This window comes from Pelosinus sp. IPA-1 (assembly GCF_030269905.1).
Taxonomy (GTDB): domain Bacteria; phylum Bacillota; class Negativicutes; order DSM-13327; family DSM-13327; genus Pelosinus.
Genome location: NZ_BSVC01000002.1, coordinates 404785 through 430078, shown reverse-complemented (window position 1 = coordinate 430078; position 25294 = coordinate 404785). Strand labels below are relative to the sequence as shown.

At 38.3% G+C, this 25294-nt stretch carries 30 protein-coding genes; 9 read left to right on the top strand and 21 right to left on the bottom strand.

The genetic code is table 11. The annotated features are described in order from the left end of the window. Nucleotides 1–3 precede the first annotated feature (3 nt). A complete protein-coding gene (locus tag QSJ81_RS05780; RefSeq protein ID WP_285716467.1) occupies nt 4–561 on the bottom strand; it encodes an RNA polymerase sigma factor in 558 nt (185 codons plus the stop codon). 332 nt (nt 562–893) lie between these two features. On the opposite strand from QSJ81_RS05780, the gene QSJ81_RS05775 reads away from it, so the two are divergent. The 4 genes from QSJ81_RS05775 (at nt 894) to QSJ81_RS05760 (ending at nt 3514) form a co-directional block, all read left to right on the top strand. Continuing rightward, nucleotides 894–1703, top strand: a complete 810-nt coding sequence (locus tag QSJ81_RS05775; protein ID WP_285716466.1) for a DUF3100 domain-containing protein — start codon at nt 894–896, stop codon at nt 1701–1703. Then, nucleotides 1700–2146, top strand: a complete 447-nt coding sequence (locus tag QSJ81_RS05770; RefSeq protein WP_285716465.1) for a hypothetical protein — start codon at nt 1700–1702, stop codon at nt 2144–2146. The genes QSJ81_RS05775 and QSJ81_RS05770 overlap by 4 nt, the downstream gene beginning before the upstream one ends. Nucleotides 2147–2301: 155 nt before the next feature. Next, on the top strand, nt 2302–2475 hold the full coding sequence (locus QSJ81_RS05765; RefSeq protein WP_285716464.1) for a hypothetical protein: 174 nt from the start codon (nt 2302–2304) through the stop codon (nt 2473–2475). A 343-nt stretch (nt 2476–2818) separates the two neighbouring features. Then, nucleotides 2819–3514, top strand: a complete 696-nt coding sequence (locus tag QSJ81_RS05760) for a polysaccharide deacetylase family protein (RefSeq protein WP_285716463.1) — start codon at nt 2819–2821, stop codon at nt 3512–3514. A 71-nt stretch (nt 3515–3585) separates the two neighbouring features. Here QSJ81_RS05760 and QSJ81_RS05755 read toward each other — a convergent pair whose 3' ends face one another. After that, nucleotides 3586–3969 carry a hypothetical protein gene (locus QSJ81_RS05755; protein ID WP_285716462.1) on the bottom strand — a complete coding sequence of 128 codons (384 nt, stop codon included), beginning with the start codon at nt 3967–3969 and terminating at the stop codon, nt 3586–3588. Between the two features lie 200 nt (nt 3970–4169). Here QSJ81_RS05755 and QSJ81_RS05750 point away from each other — a divergent pair, with 200 nt between their 5' ends. Together QSJ81_RS05750 and QSJ81_RS05745 are read left to right on the top strand one after the other, a co-directional pair. Continuing rightward, on the top strand, nt 4170–5111 hold the full coding sequence (locus tag QSJ81_RS05750; protein WP_285716461.1) for a 1,4-dihydroxy-2-naphthoate polyprenyltransferase: 942 nt from the start codon (nt 4170–4172) through the stop codon (nt 5109–5111). Between the two features lie 140 nt (nt 5112–5251). Beyond that, complete coding sequence (locus QSJ81_RS05745; protein ID WP_285716460.1) at nt 5252–5872, top strand: hypothetical protein; 621 nt, start codon at nt 5252–5254, stop codon at nt 5870–5872. Nucleotides 5873–6061: 189 nt separating this feature from the next. On the opposite strand, the gene QSJ81_RS05740 is transcribed toward QSJ81_RS05745, so the two are convergent. Beyond that, nucleotides 6062–6253, bottom strand: coding sequence for a hypothetical protein (locus QSJ81_RS05740; protein ID WP_285716459.1), 192 nt, complete (start codon nt 6251–6253; stop codon nt 6062–6064). Between the two features lie 42 nt (nt 6254–6295). Next, on the bottom strand, nt 6296–7624 hold the full coding sequence (locus QSJ81_RS05735; protein ID WP_285716458.1) for a phenylacetate--CoA ligase family protein: 1329 nt from the start codon (nt 7622–7624) through the stop codon (nt 6296–6298). Between the two features lie 150 nt (nt 7625–7774). Here QSJ81_RS05735 and QSJ81_RS05730 point away from each other — a divergent pair, with 150 nt between their 5' ends. Continuing rightward, nucleotides 7775–8389: a LysE family translocator gene (locus tag QSJ81_RS05730; protein ID WP_285716457.1), complete on the top strand. Its 615-nt coding sequence runs from the start codon at nt 7775–7777 to the stop codon at nt 8387–8389. Nucleotides 8390–8399: 10 nt separating this feature from the next. Here the strand turns inward: QSJ81_RS05730 and QSJ81_RS05725 are convergent, their stop codons facing one another. From QSJ81_RS05725 to QSJ81_RS05695, 7 genes are all read right to left on the bottom strand, one after another. Beyond that, complete coding sequence (locus QSJ81_RS05725; protein WP_285716456.1) at nt 8400–9605, bottom strand: multidrug efflux MFS transporter; 1206 nt, start codon at nt 9603–9605, stop codon at nt 8400–8402. Between the two features lie 317 nt (nt 9606–9922). Then, nucleotides 9923–11401 carry an ATP-binding protein gene (locus QSJ81_RS05720; RefSeq protein WP_285716455.1) on the bottom strand — a complete coding sequence of 493 codons (1479 nt, stop codon included), beginning with the start codon at nt 11399–11401 and terminating at the stop codon, nt 9923–9925. A gap of 217 nt (nt 11402–11618) precedes the next feature. Then, nucleotides 11619–11996 (bottom strand): hypothetical protein, encoded by a 378-nt coding sequence (locus QSJ81_RS05715; RefSeq protein WP_285716454.1) that lies wholly within the window; start codon nt 11994–11996, stop codon nt 11619–11621. A 69-nt stretch (nt 11997–12065) separates the two neighbouring features. Next, nucleotides 12066–13220, bottom strand: coding sequence for a twin-arginine translocation signal domain-containing protein (locus QSJ81_RS05710; RefSeq protein WP_285716453.1), 1155 nt, complete (start codon nt 13218–13220; stop codon nt 12066–12068). 157 nt (nt 13221–13377) lie between these two features. Beyond that, nucleotides 13378–14046, bottom strand: a complete 669-nt coding sequence (locus QSJ81_RS05705) for a TerC family protein (protein ID WP_285716452.1) — start codon at nt 14044–14046, stop codon at nt 13378–13380. 362 nt (nt 14047–14408) lie between these two features. Then, a complete protein-coding gene (locus QSJ81_RS05700; RefSeq protein ID WP_285716451.1) occupies nt 14409–14795 on the bottom strand; it encodes a secondary thiamine-phosphate synthase enzyme YjbQ in 387 nt (128 codons plus the stop codon). 53 nt (nt 14796–14848) lie between these two features. Further along, nucleotides 14849–15751 (bottom strand): PhzF family isomerase, encoded by a 903-nt coding sequence (locus QSJ81_RS05695; protein ID WP_285716450.1) that lies wholly within the window; start codon nt 15749–15751, stop codon nt 14849–14851. 285 nt (nt 15752–16036) lie between these two features. On the opposite strand from QSJ81_RS05695, the gene QSJ81_RS05690 reads away from it, so the two are divergent. Then, the gene (locus QSJ81_RS05690; protein ID WP_285716449.1) at nt 16037–16585 is read left to right on the top strand and encodes an NADH peroxidase; all 549 of its coding nucleotides are present in this window, start codon (nt 16037–16039) and stop codon (nt 16583–16585) included. 329 nt (nt 16586–16914) lie between these two features. Next, nucleotides 16915–17328 (top strand): thioesterase family protein, encoded by a 414-nt coding sequence (locus QSJ81_RS05685; RefSeq protein WP_285716448.1) that lies wholly within the window; start codon nt 16915–16917, stop codon nt 17326–17328. A 100-nt stretch (nt 17329–17428) separates the two neighbouring features. Here QSJ81_RS05685 and QSJ81_RS05680 read toward each other — a convergent pair whose 3' ends face one another. The 10 genes from QSJ81_RS05680 to QSJ81_RS05635 form a co-directional block, all read right to left on the bottom strand. Then, nucleotides 17429–17794 carry a biotin/lipoyl-containing protein gene (locus tag QSJ81_RS05680; RefSeq protein ID WP_285716447.1) on the bottom strand — a complete coding sequence of 122 codons (366 nt, stop codon included), beginning with the start codon at nt 17792–17794 and terminating at the stop codon, nt 17429–17431. A 29-nt stretch (nt 17795–17823) separates the two neighbouring features. Further along, complete coding sequence (locus tag QSJ81_RS05675) at nt 17824–18096, bottom strand: hypothetical protein (RefSeq protein WP_285716446.1); 273 nt, start codon at nt 18094–18096, stop codon at nt 17824–17826. Nucleotides 18097–18250: 154 nt separating this feature from the next. Beyond that, nucleotides 18251–19381, bottom strand: a complete 1131-nt coding sequence (locus QSJ81_RS05670) for a sodium ion-translocating decarboxylase subunit beta (protein WP_285716445.1) — start codon at nt 19379–19381, stop codon at nt 18251–18253. Between the two features lie 230 nt (nt 19382–19611). After that, complete coding sequence (locus QSJ81_RS05665) at nt 19612–19773, bottom strand: hypothetical protein (protein WP_173406226.1); 162 nt, start codon at nt 19771–19773, stop codon at nt 19612–19614. A gap of 300 nt (nt 19774–20073) precedes the next feature. Then, nucleotides 20074–20619 (bottom strand): hypothetical protein, encoded by a 546-nt coding sequence (locus tag QSJ81_RS05660; RefSeq protein WP_285716444.1) that lies wholly within the window; start codon nt 20617–20619, stop codon nt 20074–20076. 16 nt (nt 20620–20635) lie between these two features. Then, complete coding sequence (locus QSJ81_RS05655; protein WP_285716443.1) at nt 20636–21085, bottom strand: hypothetical protein; 450 nt, start codon at nt 21083–21085, stop codon at nt 20636–20638. 461 nt (nt 21086–21546) lie between these two features. Further along, on the bottom strand, nt 21547–22221 hold the full coding sequence (locus QSJ81_RS05650) for a superoxide dismutase (RefSeq protein WP_285716442.1): 675 nt from the start codon (nt 22219–22221) through the stop codon (nt 21547–21549). Nucleotides 22222–22513: 292 nt separating this feature from the next. Next, entirely contained in the window at nt 22514–23023 is a 510-nt protein-coding gene (locus QSJ81_RS05645) for a ferritin family protein (RefSeq protein WP_285716441.1), read from the bottom strand. A gap of 211 nt (nt 23024–23234) precedes the next feature. After that, a complete protein-coding gene (locus QSJ81_RS05640; RefSeq protein ID WP_285716440.1) occupies nt 23235–24227 on the bottom strand; it encodes a beta-ketoacyl-ACP synthase III in 993 nt (330 codons plus the stop codon). Nucleotides 24228–24463: 236 nt separating this feature from the next. Further along, nucleotides 24464–25180: a L,D-transpeptidase family protein gene (locus QSJ81_RS05635; protein WP_285716439.1), complete on the bottom strand. Its 717-nt coding sequence runs from the start codon at nt 25178–25180 to the stop codon at nt 24464–24466. Nucleotides 25181–25294: the final 114 nt, after the last annotated feature.

The window sequence follows — 25294 nt, the reverse complement described above, 5'->3', positions numbered from 1 at the left end:
CTCCTATCTCAATATGCCTACATCAAGACACATTTTACGTAAATTCTTTAATGCTCGCTGCTGAAGCATCTTGATTGCAGACTCCGTTTTATTCATCTGCATGGCAACATCGCGAATCGATAAACCTAAAATTACTCTTAATTTTACTGTTTCACGCTGCTCCTCAGGTAAACTTTCTACTAAATTAGCGATTTGTTCTTGCCCTTCAAGGCGAAGAGTATGTTCTTCTGGGTTTTCCCTTTTATCAAGAATTGATTCCTGATATTCGGTAATATTGACACTCTGTGGTGTGCGGCCTTTCTTCCGCCAAAAATCCGTCACTGAATTTATGGCGATTCGCCCTAAATAACTTTTAAATGATACATCTTGAATTTTATATTGTGGTAGTGAACGAAATGCCTTCATAAAAGTGTCCTGAGTAATTTCCTTCGCATCATCTTCATTACCAAGTTTGCTATAAATAAACCGATAAATCGGTTGCCAATAACTGGAAACCAAGGTATCCAGTGCTTCCCTATCTCCCTCTTGCGCTTTTGTAATAAGTATTTTTTCATCAGTCACCGCCCTGGTCACCCACCTTCTATCAGAAAACATCTGACATCTATTATAAACGCTACACATTGAAAAAAGTAACGTTATCTTCTACTTTATTTATCAATATTACTTTTTAAATAAAAAAACTCGTTTTCTCCGCAATAGAGAGATGTAATATACCTTTAATCAATGTAACCAAGTTACATTTAAATAACATTTACGTGCTTTCCAATTTGACAAAAGTGTTAATAAAATAGTACAATCATTTTTATGGTAATATTTTGGTTAAAATAAATCAGAATATCCTAATGAAGAAGCAAAATATGTACTAGAAGTTACACTATTAAGGAGGGTCTATATTGAGTATTTTAAAAGATTGGAAAATTCATGTTGCTGCTTTCATCATTGTTGTTATCTGCGAGTTAATTGGAGCACATAAAGTGCAGATGGGTCCTGGTGTATTGTTATTTTTACCTATGTTATACGCCATGGTATTAGGGGGCATCGTAAGCTGGCCAAGGCTTAAGATTATTAATCTGCAAGAAATGAATACTGCTTCCACTGTCTTGAGTTTGACTACCTTTATTTTAGTTGCCAAATTAGGATTAATTATCGGTCCATCCCTGGTTAAAGTGGTTCAATCTGGCTTAGCTCTATCACTGCAAGAGTTAGGACATTTCTTGGGTACTGTAATTTTAGGCTTACCTTTGGCAATCTTCCTAGGACTGGGTCGTGAAGCGATCGGAGCAACTTTCTCCATTGACCGTGAACCGAACATTGCTATTATTGCTGAAAAGTACGGAATGGATTCACCAGAAGGACGAGGTGTTATGTCCGTATATATTTGTGGCACCTTGTTTGGTGCCGTGTGGCTTGGATTATTAGCAGGATATTTAGCAGCTCTCAATCTGTTTCATCCTTACGCATTAGCCATGGGGGCAGGGGTTGGCTCGGGAAGTATGATGGCGGCTGCATCAGGTGCTATCATAGCGGTATTCCCTGAGAATAAAAACGAAATCTTAATGTATGCTGGGGCAAGTAATTTGTTAACAACAATTATCGGAATTTATTTCTGTTTATTTGTTTCATTACCTCTAACCGAACGGTTATATAAGATTCTTACACCAATTATTGGTAAGAGTCAAGTTAAGGGAGGTGTGGCAAAATGAAAACTGGTGAAACAGTCTTAGTCTTACTACTTATGGGAGTTATGATCGTTGTGGGCAATACCATTGGCTATCATTACCCAATCACAGATGCGATTATCGGTTATTTAATGATCATGGTCGTTACACTTCTAGGTATGGGCTTTGCTAAAATTATGCCCATTAAATTACCAATGGTATTTTGGATTTCCCTTATTGCGTTGTTAGCAACATCACCTATATCGCCCTATGCTGGATTGATTACCGCTTATACCAATAAGGTTGATTTCTTGGCATTGATTACACCCATATTGGCTTATGCCGGTCTATCCGTTGGTAAAGATTTAGTTATGTTTAAGAAAATGTCTTGGCGTATTGTCATCGTAGCATTGACCGTATATACAGGAACATTTGTATGCGCAACTGCCATCGCTCAACTAATGTTAAAATTAGAAGGTATCATATAATACACCTACATAGTACTAAAAGCAAGCAAAATACTCTTTGCTTGCTTTATTTATATAGCACAGTCGTTCTTCTAACAATTAAATTTTTTATCTCTTTCTCTAATTATTGCTATAGTTTCAGGTTAAACTAACTGTAAATATTGGAGGTGTTTTACTTGGAAAATTCCATTACGAATGATATTCTCACTGCCTATAATAAAGAGCAATCGGAAAATGAACCTCAATATATGACAGCGCAAAATGGTGTTCAAGAAAATCCCGATGCACCACCTCAGCAGAAAGAAATGCATACCATAGAACCGCCCAAAGTTACTACGCAACATTACTAGAATGAGACCTAAATAATATTTTCATAGAATGTGTCTTAATTAGAAATTGCAAAAAAAAGTATTTGCATCAGACAAATACTTTTTTTATTTTCTGCAAAGAAAATAAAACACATTGAAGGCTTTTGGATCATTAAAAAACCTAAATTCTAAGATAACTGATGGGCATCATTACCATTTATTATAAATTCTAAGACAGTTCTACGAACACTTTTTCAAACATAAAAATCCCTGTAAGAGGTGCTTATATTTCATTTCATTAACCAGCTATCTTTCTACGCAAATCATCTAAGGCACATTTACTGAAAACTGGATACATAATTACTTCATCAAGAAGGAGTGCACCATGAAATTATGTAAGGGATTGTTATGCGCATTTATTTTTTCTTTAATAATTTCCATGAAGGTTGAAGACCATTTAGTCGATATATCTCCAGTTATTTCCCGAGTTTCTACTTCTCAAAAAGTAGTCGCCTTAACTTTTGATGATGGTCCTCTAGGCGAAAGTACAGCCGAAATTCTAGGCATTTTAAGAGAAAAAAATGCGAAGGCCACTTTTTTTGTCGTTGGGGAACAAGTTGAAAAGTATCCAAAGCTTGTAGAGCAAGAGATTGCAGAAGGACATGAAGTTGGTAACCACAGCTATAGTCATCCAGAATTAACCAAACTGCGCAAAGGTAAAATTAAAGAAGAACTGGTTAAAGCAGAAAAAGCGATTTTGAAAGTAGCCCCTAAACCTACTCTTTTTCGCCCACCGGGCGGTTTCTATAATGATACAATCTTAAAGCTGAATAGAGACAATGAGTACATTACAATTTTATGGTCAATTGATCCCTTCGATTGGCGATCTCCTTCTGTCGGAGAAATCGTCGATACAATTTTAAAAGATATTAAACCAGGAAGTATTATTCTTTTACATGATGGAAAATACCCATCAGCGACACCCGAAGCAGTCGAATTCATTATTGATAGTCTTCAATCACGTGGTTATCAATTCGTTACAGTTAGCGAATTATTACAATATTACGAAAAAAAACCTTAAATCTAGATCCTCCCAGCATCTAGCTATAAAAAAACGCGCAACCCTTTTAAAGGGATACGCGTAATTGCTTGCTACAATATGTAATTGTATAAAGAGAGCCCGTAATGATCTACGCTACAGCCAATACCGATCATTACATACCTATACGCAATCTTTCGACTACCCACAAGCATTACACAACCGATACTGACCTTTGCTCGACTGCCACAGATACCTACCGAACCGGTCGCAATCTCCCGACAACGGCCGACCCCTATATCTTCAGCACCCATGACAGTCTTAGCTCGACCGTTATACATCCCTTTTGACCACACGACAACAGTTGGGCTGCCGTACAGCCTTACAAGACATATAACGATCTGCCCGCCGACTACTGCCGAACCTTTCGACCCGACAATAATCTTTGGCCGACCAATACCGAACCCTATTAAGATCCGGCACCAGTCTTGGCTCAACCATTACGAACCCTCTACATTAAATAGTATGGCTATTAAACAGAACTCAATACCTGGTAAATTTCTCTTATTCGTTCTTAATGCAATGGAATAGGAAAACAACTTGCTAAAGAAAGTACTGGAAAATTATATAAAGGATTTTTCTTTATTTCATGGAAGTTATATCCTAAATGATGAAAAATAGAAGAAGGTGTCGCAATATGCAAATAGGGCAACAAGCTGGACAACCTATACAAGCTATTTCCCCACTTGCTCGGAATAGATGGGGCATCTGGTGGAAACTACTTCGACCACACACGCTAACAGCATCCTTTATCCCAGTGGCAATCGGTACAGTTTTAGCATTGCCTTCTCAGCATTTTCGTCTCGATTTATTTATTATTATGCTTTTAGCTAGTATTTTGATTCAAGTTGCTACGAATATCTTCAATGAGTATTATGACTACAAACGCGGTTTGGATCATGAACATTCTGTTGGGATTGGGGGGGCCATTGTTCGGTATGGCGTTCCCCCCAGCAAGATATTATCAGTTGCCCAATATACCACGGCTACCGCTATCCTATTAGGTCTATACCTTTGCCATGAGAGTACTTGGTATCTGCTGCCGATTGGTCTTTCCTGCGCTGCTGTAGGCTATCTCTATTCCGGCGGCCCTTTTCCCATTTCTGCAACACCTTTTGGTGAGTTAGTTTCAGGGCTTTGTATGGGCCTTGTAATTATTGTTATTTCCTTCTTTCTTCAAACTGGTACTGTTACGAATATAGCTATTATGGGTTCTATATCTACCTCTGTTCTTATTGGTGCCATCTTAATGTCTAACAATTTGCGTGATTTAGAAGACGATAAAAGCCATGGTCGACAAACTCTCGCGATTCTCTTAAAACGATCTAAAGCAACCTACTGTTTAATGGGAATGTTTATTTTTTCCTACCTATGGATTATCTTCTTGGCGGCAATCAATATATTACCTTATTGGTCTCTTTTATCTTTTATCAGTATACCTAAAGCGATCCAAGCTTCTCGAGGGTTTCAAAAAAATAGTACGCCAGAATCCCTAGCACCTGCCATGGTGGCAACAGCGCAAACCAACACTCTTTTTGGTTTCTCCTTGATTCTCGGCTTACTTTTTCATTATTGGTAAAAACAATAGAAAGTATGAAACAGCAACAAAGTTCTATATCAGCAATATAGACTTTATTGCTGTCTTTTTACTTATTACTCCCCTAATCACTAATTTGTGCATATTATGTATTGATATTCGGAAAAAGGGGGTAAGCCAATATGATCAAGAAATCCGATTGGGACGAATCCTTTACCTGTGAAGATGACTATGACGATATGGATTCTTATCAAGAGTGCTTTAGTAAAGCGGAGATTGATTTAAGAGATTGTATGCGTCTGCTTTGGGAACAACATGTGTATTGGACAAGAATGACAATCATAAGCATTGTAAATGAATTACCTGATGAAGAAGCAACTACCAAGCGGCTCCTGCGTAATGCCAAGGATTTTGGAATGGTTTTTAAGCACTTTTATGGTCATAGAGCAGCCTATGAATTTTGTAGTTTAATTACGGACCATCTGGTTATCGCGGCTGAACTCGTCAAAGCTGCTAAAGCGGGTCAAAGCCAAGCAGCAGAAGATGCCGAGAAACGATGGTATGCCAATGCTGATAACATTGTTTGCTTTCTAGCTCACATCAATCCCTATTGGACTAAGAAATGTATGAGACAAATGTGGTATAAACATTTGTCATTAACCAAATCAGAAGCCGTTGCAATGATTGACAAAGATTATACAAAGAGTATCGCAATCTTTGATCAAATTGAAGAAGAGGCTTTACTTATGGCAGACATCTTCGCCAATGGCATTGTAAAACAATTCCCGGATCGATTTTTATAAAGAAAACTAAGATTTAGGTGGAGCGAAATTCTACCTAAATCTTAGTTTTTATTTTACGAAATCAGAAAGTATACACTTTCTTGATTCCAAGTAAGAACGACTAAAGCTTCTGCTTGCGTCCGAGGACTTGGCACAAGCCAAGTCTTTTCTTATCTTTTTTTAAAAGAGCCGAAGGCTCTCACAATTTTTTTATTTATTACGTACAAAATGTAGTATGGAGCATTTTGAATCACTTTTCCTTTCGGATGGATCATTAGAACCAACTACTACAAGACCACATTTAGAACATCGAGTAAAAAATCGTTTGTCCTCCATGCCAAATGGCGTAATATCTACCGTCTCAAAGATAGTACTACCACAACGGCACTTACTTTTACTCATAGTAATACCCTCCTTATATTTAAGCGCTAGCCCGCAAAGAAACTAGCGTAAATCCATTATTTTTACATCTTTAATTTGGGAGTCAAGCTCCAGTGACGTTTCAATAATCAATTTCAAATTTCCATTTTGTGTATTAATCGTTAACTCAGGATATGCCGTTATTAATGCCTTATGCACCGATTCTTTGCTTGGTTTACCTTCTACTGTAATCGTCATTTTATCGCCAAGCCCTTCTTTAGCCACTGTCAATTTAATTCGACCAGTAGCATCAGAGACCTTACTTATCGCATCAGCGATTACACGTCCATAAAGGTTCATATCGCCTGCAACTATCATGTCGTCAGTACGTCCTTTAATCTTAATAGCCCTAAGCGGCAGCCAGCATTTACATTCCGCCCAGCTTGCCTTATCTCCAGATCGATAACGAATTAATGGCATACCCTCCCTGCGGATGGTGGTAAACACTAATTCCCCTTCCTCCGCGGGTAAACCAGTGATCGGATCAATTATTTCTGTGATAAGATGCAGATCATTCAGGTGAAAGGCACTGCATTCTGGCAGAGCAATGGTTTGGGCACTGCCAATTTCCGTCGAACCGTAACTATCAAAAACAGCTGCACCCCAATATCCAGTAAATAATTCTTTATGCGCTGAAGTCAATAATTCACCAACGAGTATAATTTTATCAAGGGGGTAGTGATAACCTATTTCTTGCGCCTCACGAGTCAAGGCTGTCATATAGGACGGAGAAGAAAAAATAAAGTTAGGTGAAAAGCGCTGCATCCATTTAATGGTTTCCTTCGGGTTGTCAGCACCAACATTTAATGGTAACCCACCTGCACGTTCCACCGCACGCTGTACACTGGCACCGCCAATCCACAGACCATGCCCGATAGGCAGAGCAATCAAAGCAACAAGTCTTCCTGTATGCACAACACGAATTGCCGCGCCATAAAGATTGGATAATGTCTGCATTTCACGGTAGGTATAATACATTCTTTTTGGTTCACCGGTTGTACCTGAAGTAGTAAACACAGCAGACATTTTTTCTTCTGGCACACAAAGAAAATCCTGCCATTGCCTTATATCATTTGCAGTGGTAAAGGCAAGCTTATGTAAATCACCAGCTGTCCTTATATCTTCAGGACGTACCTTACATTGTTTAAACATACGCTGATAAAAGGGTGAATGTGCATACACATATTCTATAACATTGCGCAGTCGCCGCTCTTGAATGGCAACAATTAACTCTGGCTTTAGTCCATGTTCCATCATATTACGCAAAAAATTACCGGCCCTTTTGACCACTGCCGGCTGACAGTTACGTTCTTCAAAACGCCGTAGTGTTTTGTCAATAACTTCTGCAATCATAAATCTTCTCCTAATTATAGCCTGGATAAAATCTCATTTTATCGTCTTTTTTTCATTATGTCCGAACCGTTAGCCCTTATGCATTCTAAAAGTATATCTGCAAGGCTTTTTGCCGACACTGATAGTAGATTATTTTATAGGAGAAGGTATATGAATTCTATTCTTCTTATTAAATGTATCATTAGTGGTTTTCTACTTGCCGCTCCTATTGGACCGGTCAATTTAATTTGCATCCGCTACACCTTAAATGAAGGGCGTATATCTGGACTTGCTATCGGAATGGGAGCCGCATTAGCCGATGTAGTATATGGTTCTGCTGCGGCGGCAGGACTCAGTGTTCTAACTGCCTTTATTCATCAGTACGATGTAGCCTTTCGCTGGGGAGGAGGACTATTCATTATTTACCTTGGATTTCTAACATTTCGTGCTGCCCCCACGCCTGACGACAAAAATAAGAGATGCAATCGTAACCTTTACAATCAATTTGCAGCAGCTTACCTCCTTACACTAACCAATCCTGTTACTATCTTTACTTTTATCGCTGCTTTTTCATCCTTTGGCATTGCAGTTCTTGTGACAGATCTATTTACAACATTTCTAGCGGCTTTAGGGGTTTTTATTGGCTCATCTCTTTGGTGGATTGCTCTCACTAGTATTGTATGTCATTTTCGCAGCAAAGTAACCCCACCCATCATAGTCCTCATTAACAAATCAGCAGGTATTATTATAGCCTTACTGGGCATGGCTTCTATCATAGGATTATAATTTTAACAAACTACTTTTTAAGTGGCAAACATTGAATCTTTTCTTTATAAATGGAATGGTACACCCATAAAGCATTTATCAAAAATAATGCACCTGTAAAGAAAAATACATACCGAATGCCAAAAGCGGCAGCTATTTGACCACCGAGAATGGAACCTAAAAACATACCTAAAAACTGGGCAGACTGGTTATAGCCAAAAGCGCGACCAGCAATTGCATCTGATGTACTTTGTTTAATAAGACTATTAATGGAGGGCAACAGCCCTGCTGTAGCGATTCCTAGCAAAAACCGCAGTATCCCCAGCTGCCAAGAGTACTGTACAAACGCTTGCGGGATAAAAAGTATTCCCGCCATAATCAATGCTGCTAATAGTACCTTTTGCGGTCCAATTTTATCCGAAAGTTTTCCCAACCTGGAAGCCGCTAGTATACTCGCAAGTCCTGAAGCAGCAAAGACTGCGCCTGAAATAAGAGCAATATGAGACATATCTGAAGTTAACTGGGTAATATAAACGGTTATAATCGGTTGTATTGACATAAGGCCTAACTGCAACACAAGGGTGGTTATGAACAAACATATCATTACTTTCGGATTAGGAAGGCAGTTCCAAACTTGATTGAAATTCAGGACTTCTTGCTTTTCAATCGATTTTTCTTCTTTAACCAAGAAGAAAGATGCAATAAAGGCAATCAAGCACATTACCCCTATGAATATAAATTCTTCTCGAAACCCAATTACCTCTGCTAAGTATCCTCCGAATAATGGTCCTAGCAAAGTACCACCCACTTGTCCACTGAAAATAACGCCCAAAGCCCATCCAACTCGTTCTTTTGGCGTTTGCGTAGCAACTAGAGTAACAACTGCCGATTGAAAACCGGAAAGGGCACCTTGCAGCATACGCAATCCTGTCAGTTGATATACATTTTCCGCAAATCCCATACTTGTCATGATAATGGATAACCAAAGACTCGCTCGTAGAATCATAGATTTTCGTCCATACTTATCTGCGAATTTCCCCCAAATAGGAGAAAATATAGCTAAACTAATAAAATTACTGCCATAAACAATTCCGGACCACTTGGCAATTGACGCCGCATCATGGATACCAAGGTGATCAATATAAAGAGGCAATATGGGGGCCATCTGGCTCATTCCCGATGACACAATAAAGACGGCAAACCAACAAGCCCATAAATTTTTTCTCCAAATTTCCATGTAACACCTGCATATCTTTAATTTTCTTCTATCCTAACTCACAACAAATTAATATTACATATGCCCATTTCATTATAGTATCACCATTCGTAGACTGTGACAAATAGAACCTAACACCCTATATGATTTTCTTTAGCAATGCTCCTATCTCACCAACTATATCGAACTTTTAAAACAGCTAAAAATATACCCGCCTTGTTAGCAAGACGGGTATATTTTTAGCTGTTTTAAGCGTAAGACTTAGTCGCTCAAGACTCCTATCTTCTAATCGTCTGTTAACCCTATACCACTCTTACTAACGTCATCCAGCTATGATGTTAGTAAGAGTTCGTCTTAAAGGTAACTATAAACATTGTTCCGATTCCTTCCCTCGATTCGACTGTTATTTCACCCTGATGCCGTTCTATTATACTTTTACAAACAGAAAGCCCTAGTCCCGTTGCGTTATCTTTAGTAGTAAAAAAAGGGTCAAAAATATTTTCTAAATGCTCTTTACATATGCCACTGCCAGTATCAGAAATATACAGTTGAACCTTTTCTAATTGGCTAACTGTTGTAATTGTAACAATGCCATTACAGCCCATGGATTGTATGGCATTTTGCATAAGATTGAATATGAGTTGCTTTATTTCTTTTTGATCCAAGGTAAGCTCTGGTAATTTTCGATCTAATTTCAAATTTATATTTATTCCTTTTATGAATGCTATAGGGTTAATCAGCAAAAGGCTGTCGTGTATTATATCATTGAGTTGGACTACCTCTTTTTCCACTCGCTTATCACGAGCTAAAAATAAAAAATCCGTTATTAGCTTATTTATATGATCGAGCTCCTCTAATAGTACAGAAAATTGATCTTTCTTTTTTTCTTCGGCTTTTGAAGACATAAATTGTAAATAGCCCATAACAACCTGTAGTGGGTTACGGATTTCATGTGCCACTCCACACGCTATCTTCGAGATCAGATTAAGACGCTCTAATCTGATATTTTTTTCTTTAATTTTTTCATTTTCCCATAAATTCCTTGCTTCTTTTTCTCTTAATTCGTCTATGATTTTAATTATTGGTATTAATCGAGGAAAATTGCGAAGTTTTTGCGGGTTACTTTCTCCTGCTTCAATTTGTTCTACTAGTATTTTCAATCCACTATCCATTTTTATAAAAACCCACTTCATTATCCCTGCTACAATTATAAAAAAAAGTAATACAACAACTACGCTTTTAAAAACAGAAACTATAATTTCTGTTTCAATATCCTCGGCCTTAGCATTTGCCCAAACATGGCCTATTAATTCTTTGTCATAAAAAAGCGGATAGCATACTGATAACATAGAATTACTACTATCATAAAAGTCAATTACCATCTCTTTTGTATTATACAACGTTAATGCCTTAGCATTTGCTTCTTTACCTAATGATTCAGAATTAAAGGGATGTAGCGCAATTATATTTAAATCCGGCGAATAGTAACCTATACTATATCCTGGATATTGTTGGGCAACCTCATCAATAACTGGCTGAAGATATTGATTTAATATTCTTCTTTTTTCTTCCGCTGTTGCGCCTAGAGCATTCTTGCTTTTTAATATTTTTTCATAAGACAAGGGCAACTTTTGTTCCAATACAGTTGTTATTGTCAGTAATTTCAATTTTTCCTTGCTTATTAATGTATTTTTAGTGTTTGAAGCAACAAAGTATGCAAAGAGGACTGTAACTATAGAACCTATAATAATAAAAATTAGATAAAGCCGCTTAATCATTGTTGTCGGTAACAATCTAATCATTGTTGTCGGTAACAATTTATTTCCCCCTCAAACAGCCCTTAGTAGCCGTCAATTATCTATTTTTACAAATTGTGCGGAAAACCTTCTTTTTTTTTATAAATTATGCTTGTTTATTCACACGGAAATTCTTTGAAATTAATCCTTATTATTCAAAAAATCTGTACCTCCGTATAGCGCGTGGCTTTCAATGCACAAAAAAACCTAAAACTATAACTAGTTTTAGGTTTAATATTTAAATCAACGTAAAGAGCCCGTAATGATCTACGCTACAGCCAATACCGATCATTACATACCTATACGCAATCTTTCGACTACCCACAAGCATTACACAACCGATACTGACCTTTGCTCGACTGCCACAGATACCTACCGAACCGGTCGCAATCTCTCGACAACGGCCGCCCCCTATAGCTTCAGCACCCATGACAGTCTTAGCTCGACCGTTATACATCTCTTTTGACCATACGACAACAGTTGGGCTGCCGCACAGCCTTACAAGACATATAACGATCTGCCCGCCGACTACTGCCGAACCTTTCGACCCGACAATAATCTTTGGCCGACCAATACCGAACCTTGTAAGATCCGGCACCAGTCTTGGCTCAACCATTACGAACCCTCTACAATAAATAGTATGGCCTGAATGCAAAATGCAATGCGTGGTAAATTTTAGATAGTTCTAATCTATCATTTCCTTAACTTTTGACGTTAACCCTGCCTCACCTTGAGTGACAAGCACTTGATAAGACCGCATAGCCGAAAATTGAGAAAACACATAATTACGAAAGTAATTAAATTTTTTACTGTTTAACTCTTGGTCACTCATTTTATATTCCTGCTTCGCAATATTTTTTAAAGCTGGTAATGTCCATTTAACGGCTGGTCCACTCAAAACCCAGTCATGGTCACCTAGATGGGTAACGAAATTCTCTTGGCGACGAGGAATCGGTAATGTGCTACCATCTGCTGACAAAAGACCTTCTCGTATAGGATCTTTATCGGCGATTATACTAGCCGCTTTGATCCACTCAACTACTTCTGCCTCGTCTTTATCTGAACCAGGATGATTGTGGGCACAAGCTTGGGCTACAACTACTTCTGGTGAAAAACCGCGATAAATAGACTCCGCAATGCCTAATACGTGGTGAGCCCCCTGTCCAGCAAGGGTAATCTCCTTTAGACAAGTTCCATCCTCCTGCCATTGAAAGACCCATGGCTTATGCAAATCATGCAGAGCTTGGGCTGCAATAACAATATCTCGATCAAGTTTATAGTCAAAAGTTTCAAAATATGCTTGATACACATTAAGAGACGATCGTATGTTGAATGCAGTGTGTGTTGCCAAGCCACCTGGATAGGCATGATGGCTCATATATCCGCTCCCAGGAGCAGCAAAAAAAGGTTGAGAAGCTTTTTTGATATTTTCACTAGGTGGTAAAAAATCCGTTACTCCAATCGTATCACTTACATAATTAGCAGCAACCAATTTTCCCCACAACATCCTTCGTGCATCACTAGTAGTATATCTTTCCATAAATGTAGGGGCAGGATTATGAATGACTTGTAATACTTGATCATGTAATGCCTGTTTTTTTATTTCGCCACAAATTCCAGTAATATAACTATAAGCAGATTGAACCAAATTCGATTTTTTAGCCATTTCTAACGGAGTTAGATTCAAACATTGATCAAGACCAACCTTTTCCGTTTTTAAAACTTGGGCCCAGGAAAGATTAGGTAGTGTAGCAACCATCATCGCCGTTGCTGTGCCCGCAGAAACTTGCAAAAATCTGCGCCTTGAAAGACCAGCCTTGTCATTAAACTCTAGTCCCATAACATACACCTCCCATTAATTATCTAACCTAATTCTAATATGTTCCTTTCCTCCTATTGTTACTTATTGGTAAAGATTTCGTTAACTCTCAGATACTAAAAATGTCCTGCAGGGTTCTAACACCCTGCAGGACTTAATCCTGTTTATTTACTTTAAACTAATTTTTGGTCCTAAGCTTACCTACCAGCAATACTATAGCTGTAATTACAAGAGGAACTATGAAGTTAGTCAACTCAGAAAGATGTCTTAGATAAGTCCCAACAATCTGATCATTCATGATCATCCCTCCCGCTGTCCAAGCTAGAATAGCGGCTCCAGCGTAGACAAGTATAGGGTAGGTCACCATCCAGGCCGAAATCCATTTACTACCCCAAATTACAATGGGAACACTAATTAATAATCCGAGTATGACCAAAAGCATGTTGCCATGGGATGCACCGGCAACAGCAATCACATTATCAATCCCCATAATTGCATCTGCTACAATAATTGTCTGAATCGCCCCTGCAAGGCTGGTAGAAGCACTGATATTCTCATGGGAATCCTCTTGCTTAACTAGTTTAATTGCTACAGGAATCAATAAAATACCACCAAGGGCTTGTAAATAGGGAATACGAAGCAACCATAAGGCAACTATCGTCATTAGTGCACGAATGATAATGGCACCGAAAGTCCCCCAGTAAATTGCTTTGTTTCGCTGCTCCTCTGGCAATTTCCGCGATGCTAGCGCAATTACGACTGCATTATCACCAGCTAATACAATATCAATGGCTATAATTGACAAAAGAGCAGTAAAAAACTCAGCTCCAAACATATTAGTAAACATTATAAAGACCTCCTCTAAAACTATATACAAAACAGACCTTGTCTCCTAAGAGACAAGGTCTTGCATCAATAATATTATTGACAGTACAGCCGGAGATAATACCCGTAATGACGACATGTACCGTAAAGCTACTCCCCTTGCAGGAAATAAGAAATATTTTGTTATAGTTCATTATAACACAAAAGATTAACTTGGCAAATCTTTATCGTCTGTGCCTCCAAAGAAAGAATATTTATTCTTTAAATTTTCCAATACTAATATTACCTTCTTTGTTATACTATTCCTAATTCTAAAGAAAGTCTACTCTCTTCTGAAAATATTTTATAGATCTATAACTAACAGTCTCCAAGAATACATCAAATTTATAAAATGTTTACGCAAAACTTTCTCTGCCTAGGCCCATCAAACTCACAAAAATAGATTCCCTGCCAAGTGCCCAAGTACAAAGTTCCATTCATAATAGGGATACTGACGGATGATCCAATTAGAGAAGCTTTCACATGGGCTGGCGAATTTCCTTCACCATGCTGATAAGCTAGATCTGGAACCATGTGATTTAGAGCAAGCAACATATCCTTTACCACATCTGGATCAGCATTTTCATTTATCGTTACCCCGGCTGTTGTATGAGGAACAAACACATGACATAGACTTTTCTCTCCATGACACTGCTCTACAATCTGGGCCACCTGCTTAGTAATAGTAACAAAACCTTCAGAAGGAGTTTGGATGCTAAACTCTTTCAACATAACTAGCCTCCTATAAATAAGAATTCCCTACTAGCCTGCTCCGTTCTTTATTATTACAACTCAATCGTAGTTTGAAAAAGAATGACTGCTCTGCCGCCAATTTTAACCTCTACTGGTTCGCCGTCTTTCATCTTTACCTGGACTTCTACGATTCCACTACGACCAATTGCCGTGCCTTGTTCCCCTTTAAACGAAAAAGAACGATGATTATGCTTTACCAAATCATGCTTTATTAGGTATGCCCCAAGAGGTCCGTTAGCGTTACCCGTCACAGGATCTTCAACAATACCAATTGCTGGAGCAAACATTCTTCCATGAGTTAAAACATCTGGCATTTGGGTATCTAAGGTAAAAACAAAATATCCATTGCAGCCAATTAATGCACTTAGCTTGCTTAATGAAGCCATATCTGGTACTAAGGAATCTAATTTTTTTCTTGAGTTAATCCCAATCATAACTTTAGAGTGCCCCGTCGATACAATTTGGATGGGGCAGCGCTGGTCAAGATCTTCTTGCGTTAATCCTAAAGCTGCCACTATATCCTTCTTCTCTTGTCCCACTATAGGCTCAGAAAATTCAATCTTGCCTTGCGTCATTACGATTAAATACCCCTGGTCTTCCTTAATAATTTCAACTGGCAATATACCAATACCTATTTTGTGAGATATCATTGAAGAAGCAATCTGATTTACAGTAGCACGAACAAAGTGAGCAGCAATCGTAGCATGCCCACAAACTGGCACCTCCGTCGTGGGGGTAAAGTATCGAATTTTAAGATCATGGTCTGAAGCGTCTGGCGAGAAAATAAATGCAGTCTCTGAATTGTTCAGCTCCCGAGCAATTGCTAGCATTTGTTTTTCAGAAAGCCCATCTGCATTTAATACAACTCCAGCAGGATTTCCTGTAAATTTTTCCCTAGTGAATGAGTCAACCTGATAGACTTGATATGTTTTCATACTATATCCTTCCCTCCATAAACATATAATAGTTATGTATTCATGCACTAATTCTTCTTAATCAACAAGTATTTTATTATTATTTATTTACCATTCCATTACAAACTCCTGCAAATCTCTTTATTATATATACAAACTCCAGCAAGTAATTCTTGCTGGAGTTTGTGTGTTTTCTTTGCAGTAGTAAAATAATTTTTACCAATAAAGGTATTGACATTTTCTCAACAAGTTAGTATTATATGTAAGTGATTAAAAGTAATAATTATTAACAAGGAGAGATTATCAATGAAGAAATTTATCTGTGCAATCTGTGGTTATGCTCACGAAGGAGAGAATGCTCCAGCGTCCTGTCCTCAGTGTAAGGCTCCTGCTGAAAAATTTATTGAAAAATCAACTGCTGGTTTAAACTGGGCAGATGAACATAGAATTGGCGTCGCTGTTGGTGTTGATCCTGAAATCGTTGAAGGTCTTAGAATGAACTTCGTAGGTGAATGTACAGAAATTGGTATGTATTTAGCAATGAGCCGCCAAGCTGACAGAGAAGGCTTTCCTGAAGTAGCGGAAGCTTACAAAAGAATTGCCTTTGAAGAAGCCGAACATGCTGCAAAATTTGCAGAACTGCTAGGTGAAGTCGTACATCCTTCCACTAAGAAAAATCTTGAACTTCGCGTTGAAGCTGAATATGGTGCTTGCGAAGGAAAATTAGGCTTAGCAAAAAAAGCGAAACAATTGAACCTAGATGCGATCCATGACACTGTACATGAAATGTGTAAGGATGAAGCTCGTCATGGCGCTGCTTTTAAAGGTCTTTTAGACAGATACTTCAGTAAATAAGAAAAACGCTACGCGTCCTTTAAAACATATAAAACAGAATCGGAACCACAGATGCGCAGAGAACACAGAGAAAAGATAGATCGGATAAAAACACTCTCTCAGTGCACTCTGTGTTCTCTGTGGTTCAACGTTCTCCTTAAAAAACTTATACTTTCTGATATAGTAAAATAAAAAAAAGCATTGGATTTTTCCAGTGCTTTTTTTGTTGAAACTCGTATCCTAAAAATAAATAGGTTACTATTATCATAAATATATTCTTACATTTATTGGTACTTGCATATACTATATCATCACACTCCCCAGTCACTCGTAATAGGAGGTAAGCAAAAATGTTCGATTTAAGAAACGTATTTTCCTTAGGCATGAATCATACCGTACAAAAATTGGTTAATGAATCAGACACCGCTACGCATTATGGCAGAGGTTCACTGGGAACATTAATTGCAACTCCCGCATTTGTATCCTTAATGATCGATGCATCAATCGCGACAGTGGAAAATCGTCTACCAGAAGGCTATGTAACAGTAGGAACCTCCTTTGAATTTACTCATGATGCTCCTACGTGCATGGGTATGACATTACGATTAAAATCAACTCTCGTTGAAGTCAATGGTGAAAACCTCATTTTTGATATTGTCGCCTCTGACGATTATGGTGATGTTGGTCGCGGACGGCACCAACGTGCCGTTGTCAATCGTCAGCGTCTATTTGAAAAAGCAGATCAGCGGATTAGTAACTCTTAACCTCGCTATTGATACTAGTTATTACGTAAAAAATCCGTCTCTGAGCAATAAGCTTGGAGGCGGATTTTCTCTTGCGTTATTATGGTTACCTTGCTTCATATTATTTAATAGAGAGTATTGGTTGTCCGGTTTGAACTGATTCATTTACTTTAACAAATAATTTACTTATCATACCATCAGAAGCTGCAAGAATCGGATTATGCATTTTCATAGCCTCCATAATTACTAGTTCCTGTCCTTTTTTAACGCCATCACCCACTCGCACCCTAATTTCAATGATTTTGCCGGGCATCGGCGCTGCCACGTCCTCACCCCCGCCCCCTGCTTTCGAAACGGATTTAATGATAGGCATAGGTGCAGGTGCAGATACTGGAGCTGCATTGGTAGTATTCCCTGTATTTACCTTCTTTTTTTCTACAAAAACATCGTAGGATTTTCCATTTACAATAACAGTATAGTTTGTCATAATAGACCTCCTTATCTTATATGCTTCTTCTATTTAAGTAAATTTTGCCGCCCAATGAGTGTCCAATTTTGGGCATGCTGTTTGATTTGAACTACTTCAAAATCTCCACTTCCCGTAAACTCCTGAATAGCGGCAGTAATCACCGCAATTAGATACTCCTCTTCGGAACCATCTATTAGTAGCGGTACCAAGGGAGCGTATTCGGATTCGTCACCTTCTTCTATACTTAAATTCTCACTGGATCTTTTTTTTACCACTACAAGTAAGCAGATGACACCAAGTACCAAGAATAGCCACATCATACCTATCGCCTCTTCCCCTATTTATCATTTTTAGCTTTCCACTTACGGGTGGAAAAGAAATAATATACAAGAGTCACCACCAATGCACATACAAATGCGGTCGTATTCATTGCTTTCACCTACCTTTATTAATCAACCTACAACAAATTACACTTTATTTAACTCCGATAAGCGCTAACATGATACCACCTGATATAGCGGTACCAAAAACACCTGCAAGATTAGGGCCCATAGCATGCATAATCAAAAAATTATAAGGATTCTCTTTCAAACCTACCACGTGAGAAACGCGTGCTGCAATCGGCACAGATGCAATCCCAGCTGAGCCAATTAATGGATTAATTTTTCCACCGCTAATCCAGTTCATTACCTTAGCACCAATCACGCCTGAAGCAGTTCCGCCGATAAAGGCAATCAATCCAAGAAGGATAATTTGTAATGTTTTTATGTTGAGAAATTGATCGGCTCCCATGGTTGAGCCAACAGCTACCGTTAAAGTGATGGTAATTACGTTCATCAAGTCATTCGCTGCCGTACTTGCCAAGCGGTCAACCATTAACACTTCTCTTAGCATATTGCCAAGCATCAGCATAGTAATCAAAGGAGCAACTGGTGGCAGCAAAAGATTTACAATGATGGCAATTACGAAAGGAAAACAAATTTTTTCTAGACGGCTAACTGTCCGACCTTGTTTCATAACTATTTTTCGTTCTGCAGGAGAAGTCAAAAGTTTCATGATTGGCGGCTGAATCAAGGGCATCAAAGCCATATAAGAGTATGCTGCCACCGCAATCTGCGGCAATAAATGAGGGGCAAGTTTCATCGTAACAAATATAGCCATTGGTCCATCAGCCCCGCCAATAATACCAATTGCACCAGCCTCAGCTAATGTAAATCCTAGTGCTTTGGCCCCGATAAGTGCAATAAATATACCTAAATGAGCTGCCGCACCAAGGATCATCAAACTAGGGTTGGCTATCATCGGACCAAAATCTGTCATAGCGCCCACTCCTAAAAAGATGAGGGGTGGAATAATAACCATTTCAACTCCCTTATAGGCGTAGTAGAAAAGTCCACCTGGTTGGGTAAGGTCAGATCCTGGTACATTGGCAACAATACAGGAAAATCCAATACCAAGCAGCAAAAAGGGCTCATATCTGCGGGATAATGCAAGATACACAAGCACTGCCCCTACGAATATCATAAAAATATTGCCCCACCATATTTGAGCCAGTCCAGTTTGTTCTGCAAGACTTACCATAAGAGATGATATTTGCTCGAACATTTGCTTTCCTCCTAATGTTACATTTATAAAGAAGACTTGATTTAGATGAGTTTTAACTCCATCAGAATCTCAGTCGCACTTATTCAGAGACTTCGCCGCTCTTAACTCCCACTTATATTAGTGAGCCTTGGATTCGAAAATCCTTAGAGCGAACTTACTTCGAGTTTTACAGGCTGTTAACGAGATGAAACTGGGAGTCTTAGAGCAGTTTAGTCATCGGATAATTCCTTTTAGTGTCCACCTCTTAACTGACTGTCGTCAAGATGTCCAAGTTTGTTCAAGTAAGGAAAGATGTATAACACGAGACTAATACCCCAAATAATGACAAAACTCAAGAAGAAATCAATTACACTAAGAACATAAGCACCTTCCATAGTATCTGGTATTGTCATGAACATTCACTCCTTTCTATAAGTAATGGTTGCTAACATACAACGGCATTTGTTCGCTTAATAATACTACTTACAAATATAGGAAAATATGATTAGTAATTACTATTTTTAAGCCCAAATTATTCCTTTCTGTAAATAAGAAAAGACTTGGCTTGTGCCAAGTCATCAGACGCAGGCAGAAGCCTTAGTCGTTCTTACTTGGAATCAAGAAAGTGTTATACTTTCTGATTCCGCAAAAAAAACTATCCACGATAAACGTGAATAGTTTTTTATTATGTGTTGTCTTTGTTGACTCCTGAATTATTGCACCAATCTAAACTTATGGGATTGTGGATGCCATCCACTATCACTAATATAGATTTCCCTACGAGGAATAGGATGACCATCTACAAATAGATCAAAATCAATAAAACTAGCATCTTCAACTCGGAAGTTTATCCCATCTGATCCACCAGTAGTAGCGAATCTAAACTGAATCTTATCATTTTCGGAGTTTATTTCACGTCCACCGAATAGGAAATGCCGACCTCTCTCATCTGAGGATCCAACCCAAGCTCTTCCTTCCTCGTCTGATACTCTAAAAGCATCTCCTCTTTCTAAGCTTTGCGGCCTAACGTGATGAAACTTTCCATTTGTTCGAATGACCCCAGTGAAAGTATGCTCTTCACTGCGAGTTGTTGTCCAAAGATGAAAACCATATTCGTCTTGCCAAATATAATATCCCTTTGCACCGCTCAATTGAAATTGATCTGGTTTACCTTCTATGTTTGCAGACCCCGACCATGCAAAAGCACTTCCTGTAAAGGACATCATTAGCACCAATGTCATTACCAACCATTTTTTCATATCAATCTACCTCCCTTTATGAACGATGAAACCATGAAAAGTAAAAGGAATCATGATTTTCATAGCTTTCATGATTTTCTCGGAAATTAATAAATACACCATCAGCCATATAACCAACACTCACTATTTCATCATTTGTATTAAAGAAGAATACTGCATCTTTTACGTAATGCCCATGATGCCAGAATCCTTCATGACCTGACCATCTATAAGCACGTAATCCAGGGAATCTATCATCCATGTCTCGATCATAAACCCGTTCAAGGTGATGATTTCCTCTTATTGAATCGTAATGTTCATGCCATGCAAAAGGTAGATCTCTCTCAGCTTCCACGTCATTATGGTGGGTACGATGCCATCTATTATCATGATTTCCCCAGTCCTTAGGCCCATGAGCTGCACTTGCCGTAACAGACATCATCATAAGAACGGATATGGTTAAAATAAGCGTTACTATTCTTTTCATTTTAATAGCCCCCTCTTGTCTTGTGTAATCTCATAAAACAATCTTTTAGCTTAACAATGTGTTCCTATCACACCCTTTCCAGACTAATCAGTCATACGTGATGAAAAAAAACTACAACGAGCTCAACTTCTATTGCTATAAACAAGCACTAGACATTATTTTCATCTAATCTCTCATATTGGAGTTATTTCTATTATGAGGAAAATGTATGACAAACATGTGACAACATCACACCTCTAAACCTGGAAATTGTATCCAATTTTTTCTCATCACTATTCCCCTAACCGTTCACAGGGACGGTTCTTTTTAGTGGTTTTCATTTTTTCATATTCTATCGGCTCAAAATAAAGATCCTGCAATGTTTACTCACATGCAGGACCTTATTGCTATAGCTTATTAATAATAATCATCGATTATTATACAAAAAACAATCTTTAAATAATTCTAACCTTACTACAGTCTTATTCTGGACCACGTTCAGCCAACAGTAATGGTAACTCCCCTCGCATTGCCAATATGAGACGGTTTTCAACCTCACACCAATTAATTAAACATAACCATTTTTTAACATATTGCTCACGATCGTATTGATAATCAAGATAGTATGCATGCTCCCAAACATCAATTACCAATATAGGAATTGTTCCCCACTGGGTAAGATTTTGGTGTTTCTCTGCAGTCAGAATCTCCAAATGCATAAAAGCTGGATTCCAGACAAGTATCCCCCAGCCAGACGCTTCTACTTTTATAGTCGCCGACACAAGCTGATCAAGAAATGCATCAAAACTACCAAAGTATTTATTAATTTCTCTCATTGTACATCGACCAGGCTCACTGTCAAATTCTACGGGTGCCATAATTGTCCAATAAATACTATGCAGTATATGCCCTGACCCATTAAACGCTAATTCATTTTCCCAATATTTTATGAAGGTAAAATTATTTTGCCGCCTAGCTTCTACTAGTGCTAACTCAGCCTTATTTAACCCCTCCACATAAGACTTATGGTGATGATCGTGATGAAACCTAAGGGTGTCAGAGCTAATAATTGGTTCAAGTGCATCATAAGGATAAGGCAATGGCGGTAATCTATGTCTACCTGGTGGAATATAATCACTGATTACGTTGTTAGCCAATCTTGTTAACCTCCTTTTTTTTATTTAAATGCTTCTATTTTTTATTATATTTCATCAGTAAATGAGTGGTGACAAAATAAGAAAAGCCTTAGTCGTTCTTACTTGGAATCAAGAAAGTGTTATACTTTCTGATTCCGTAAAAAAGACATAAGAAAAGACTTGGCTTAGGCCAAGTCCTCAGACGCAGGCAGAAGCCTTAGTCGTTCTTACTTGAAATCAAGGAAGTGTTATACTTTCTGATTCCGTAAATGAAGGCCTATTCTTAGAACCTTCTTTCATGTCTTTTTACCTATTAATATGCTGTATCTTTATGATTAAACTCTGCTGCTTCTACCCAATCATTCACATGGTTCAACATGTCAATAATATTATCAATCACTTCTACATGTTTTTCCTCTTCATGCATAAGTTTTTCAAAAACTGCTTTCTCCTCTGGCCTCTTGGAATTTTCCTGTAGTCTTTTATATAGCTCCACACTCTCTTTTTCTTTTACTAGTGCTGCCCTATATACATCAAATTGTTCGTCTTTTAGTTTAGCAATAAACTCGTTATCCTCCGGAAGAAACTCTTTATATTTATTAAGAGCAAAAACATTTTGCATTTTGCTTAAAGACGGATCAGCCTCAATATGATGCAAAGTTTGATTTTGCGCTAATTGGATAATTTTATAGTGTCGTTGCTCATCTTCTGCAAGACCCTCTAAGACTTTTTTTAGATCATCATGTGTTACTTTTTCAGCGAGATCTCTATAATATTTCTCACCATCTAACTCCATTTTCAAAGCAAATTCAAAAACATTCATAAAGAGAAACCTCCTACTTTTATGTTTATCAACTACATTATAGTCCTACCAGATTTTTAGATCAATAAAATCTAACTAATCGACAGATATATAACAAAAAGACAAATCAATAAAAGCTATTCGAACTCACTCAATTGCTTAAGGGAGCAAAGGTTAAAGTAAAGCGTTACTTAATATTATAAAGTGCTTTTTGGTTTACTTTAACTGAATTTCATTTGTACCACTTCATAATACTTGAAGCCCAGGTTAATCCTCCTCCAAAACCGACTAATGCAATAATATCACCTGGCTTAATTACTCCCGATTTTACAGCTTCATCAAGGGCTATGGGGACAGAAGCCGCCGATGTATTCCCATATTTATCAACGTTTACCACAACTTTTTCCATTGGTAATCCCAGCCTTTTCGCTGCTGATTTAATAATACGAATATTAGCTTGATGAGGCACAAGATAGGTTACGTCAACAGGAGTAAGATTTGCATTCTGCAAAGCTTTGCTTGTAGTTTCTCCCATTATCTTAACTGCAAACTTAAATACCTCGTTGCCATCCATCTGAATATAATGTTGCCTTTGTAATACAGTTTCAGCCGTCGCAGGGTTACGCGAACCGCCAGCCGGCACCTTCAGAAGCTCTGCACCACTACCATTTGACCCTAGATCCACTCCTAAAATCCCATAACCCTCCGGTGTTTCACCTAAAACAGCAGCTCCAGCGCCATCACCAAATAACATTCCAGTCTTACGATCACTCCAATCTGTAATTCTCGAAAGGGTCTCTGCTCCGATTACTAATACTTTACGATAAACTCCTGCTTTGATAAATTGACTACCGGTTACAAGGGCGTAGATAAACCCGGAGCAAGCTGCAGAAACATCAAAAGCAGCGGCATTTATTGCTTTTAGGTTATCTTGCACTAAACATGCTGTTGCAGGGAATGCCATATCGGCGGTACCTGTTGCAACAATAATCAAATCTATTTCTGCAGCAGTAATATTAGCATCTTCTAATGCCTTTTGAGCCGCTTTAGTGGCTAAGTCTGACGTAGCTTCATTTTCTGCTGCGACATGCCGTTCGCGAATACCCGTACGCTCAACAATCCATTCATCAGAGGTATCCATTACTTGTTCTAGGTCCTTATTCGTCATAATCTTCTCAGGCACATAAGCCCCTAACCCAATAATACCAACGTATTTATTATTCACGCTATAGCCCTCCCCTGTTTATGTCCGTTAATTATTTCAACATTACTAGTATTTTTATTATATCACCTGGTACTAATACCAGGCAATAAAACTTTAGTATAATCCAAACATTTCCGCAAATTAGAGTAACTCTTCTTCAAAAAAAAGCGAAGAAATCGTTTTACGACTTCTCCGCTTTTTTTAATTCAGATTCTTTTCTTTTTCTTGTCATTCAGAAGCACTATGTCAACGATTATCTAAAGACCTAATAATTCAAGATTCTTTTGATCCACTATGCCAGTGCTCTTGATCCCATTGTCATATTGGAACCGCTTCACGGCCTCTTCTGTATCTTTGTTAAAAAAACCATCCGCTCTGCCTTCCAAATAACCTAACTTTTTCAACTTAGCTTGTAGTAGAACCACATCTGCACCAATCGTCTCAATCTTAAGCACACGTTGTATAGGAAATTTCTTGCCCTCAATACGTACAGGTGTACCTACTGGTACCCATTCAAAAAGCTCTTCAATGTCTTGGTTGCGTAGGCGAATACAACCCTGACTGATAAAATGACCGACACTCCACGGCCGGTTGGTGCCGTGAATACCATAGCCACCCCACGGTACGTCAATGCCTAGAAAGCGTGTTCCTAGGATATCAGCTGACCGATAGGCTTTCCAAGTTACTATCCACTCACCAATCGGTGTTGGCGTACTACTTTTACCAACCGCTATACGATACTTTTTATGCAATTGCCCATCACTATATACTTCCAGAATGCGTTCTGAGATTTTCACAACAATAGTTACTTTTCCTGTAGGTGCTGTCGATGTTTGATTAGAAATAGATGCTAATTCCTGTTCATCCCAGTATTCAATTCCTAGTATACCCACAAACAAACTAAATAGCAGCAACGAAGCAATCGTGAAATAGGTGCGGCGCCAATTACCTTTTATCGAATATAAATTAACCATATCATTCCTCCTGACAGCTATCATTACAATGTATATGCAGAAGGCAGGAATATAATCATTTAAATTAATGGGATAAATCTCTACCATATTTTACATGCCTGTAAAGCCTTTCTA

Bases quoted from the DNA above. Each gene is read 5' to 3' on its own strand.
- QSJ81_RS05770 (WP_285716465.1), top strand. From the start codon at position 1,700: ATGAAAACTGGTGAAACAGTCTTAGTCTTACTACTTATGGGAGTTATG.
- QSJ81_RS05760 (WP_285716463.1), top strand. From the start codon at position 2,819: ATGAAATTATGTAAGGGATTGTTATGCGCATTTATTTTTTCTTTAATA.
- QSJ81_RS05750 (WP_285716461.1), top strand. From the start codon at position 4,170: ATGCAAATAGGGCAACAAGCTGGACAACCTATACAAGCTATTTCCCCA.
- QSJ81_RS05745 (WP_285716460.1), top strand. From the start codon at position 5,252: ATGATCAAGAAATCCGATTGGGACGAATCCTTTACCTGTGAAGATGAC.
- QSJ81_RS05740 (WP_285716459.1), bottom strand. From the start codon at position 6,253: ATGAGTAAAAGTAAGTGCCGTTGTGGTAGTACTATCTTTGAGACGGTA.
- QSJ81_RS05735 (WP_285716458.1), bottom strand. From the start codon at position 7,624: ATGATTGCAGAAGTTATTGACAAAACACTACGGCGTTTTGAAGAACGT.
- QSJ81_RS05730 (WP_285716457.1), top strand. From the start codon at position 7,775: ATGAATTCTATTCTTCTTATTAAATGTATCATTAGTGGTTTTCTACTT.
- QSJ81_RS05725 (WP_285716456.1), bottom strand. From the start codon at position 9,605: ATGGAAATTTGGAGAAAAAATTTATGGGCTTGTTGGTTTGCCGTCTTT.
- QSJ81_RS05715 (WP_285716454.1), bottom strand. From the start codon at position 11,996: ATGGTTGAGCCAAGACTGGTGCCGGATCTTACAAGGTTCGGTATTGGT.
- QSJ81_RS05710 (WP_285716453.1), bottom strand. From the start codon at position 13,220: ATGGGACTAGAGTTTAATGACAAGGCTGGTCTTTCAAGGCGCAGATTT.
- QSJ81_RS05705 (WP_285716452.1), bottom strand. From the start codon at position 14,046: ATGTTTACTAATATGTTTGGAGCTGAGTTTTTTACTGCTCTTTTGTCA.
- QSJ81_RS05700 (WP_285716451.1), bottom strand. From the start codon at position 14,795: ATGTTGAAAGAGTTTAGCATCCAAACTCCTTCTGAAGGTTTTGTTACT.
- QSJ81_RS05695 (WP_285716450.1), bottom strand. From the start codon at position 15,751: ATGAAAACATATCAAGTCTATCAGGTTGACTCATTCACTAGGGAAAAA.
- QSJ81_RS05690 (WP_285716449.1), top strand. From the start codon at position 16,037: ATGAAGAAATTTATCTGTGCAATCTGTGGTTATGCTCACGAAGGAGAG.
- QSJ81_RS05685 (WP_285716448.1), top strand. From the start codon at position 16,915: ATGTTCGATTTAAGAAACGTATTTTCCTTAGGCATGAATCATACCGTA.
- QSJ81_RS05680 (WP_285716447.1), bottom strand. From the start codon at position 17,794: ATGACAAACTATACTGTTATTGTAAATGGAAAATCCTACGATGTTTTT.
- QSJ81_RS05675 (WP_285716446.1), bottom strand. From the start codon at position 18,096: ATGATGTGGCTATTCTTGGTACTTGGTGTCATCTGCTTACTTGTAGTG.
- QSJ81_RS05670 (WP_285716445.1), bottom strand. From the start codon at position 19,381: ATGTTCGAGCAAATATCATCTCTTATGGTAAGTCTTGCAGAACAAACT.
- QSJ81_RS05665 (WP_173406226.1), bottom strand. From the start codon at position 19,773: ATGACAATACCAGATACTATGGAAGGTGCTTATGTTCTTAGTGTAATT.
- QSJ81_RS05660 (WP_285716444.1), bottom strand. From the start codon at position 20,619: ATGAAAAAATGGTTGGTAATGACATTGGTGCTAATGATGTCCTTTACA.
- QSJ81_RS05655 (WP_285716443.1), bottom strand. From the start codon at position 21,085: ATGAAAAGAATAGTAACGCTTATTTTAACCATATCCGTTCTTATGATG.
- QSJ81_RS05645 (WP_285716441.1), bottom strand. From the start codon at position 23,023: ATGAATGTTTTTGAATTTGCTTTGAAAATGGAGTTAGATGGTGAGAAA.
- QSJ81_RS05635 (WP_285716439.1), bottom strand. From the start codon at position 25,180: ATGGTTAATTTATATTCGATAAAAGGTAATTGGCGCCGCACCTATTTC.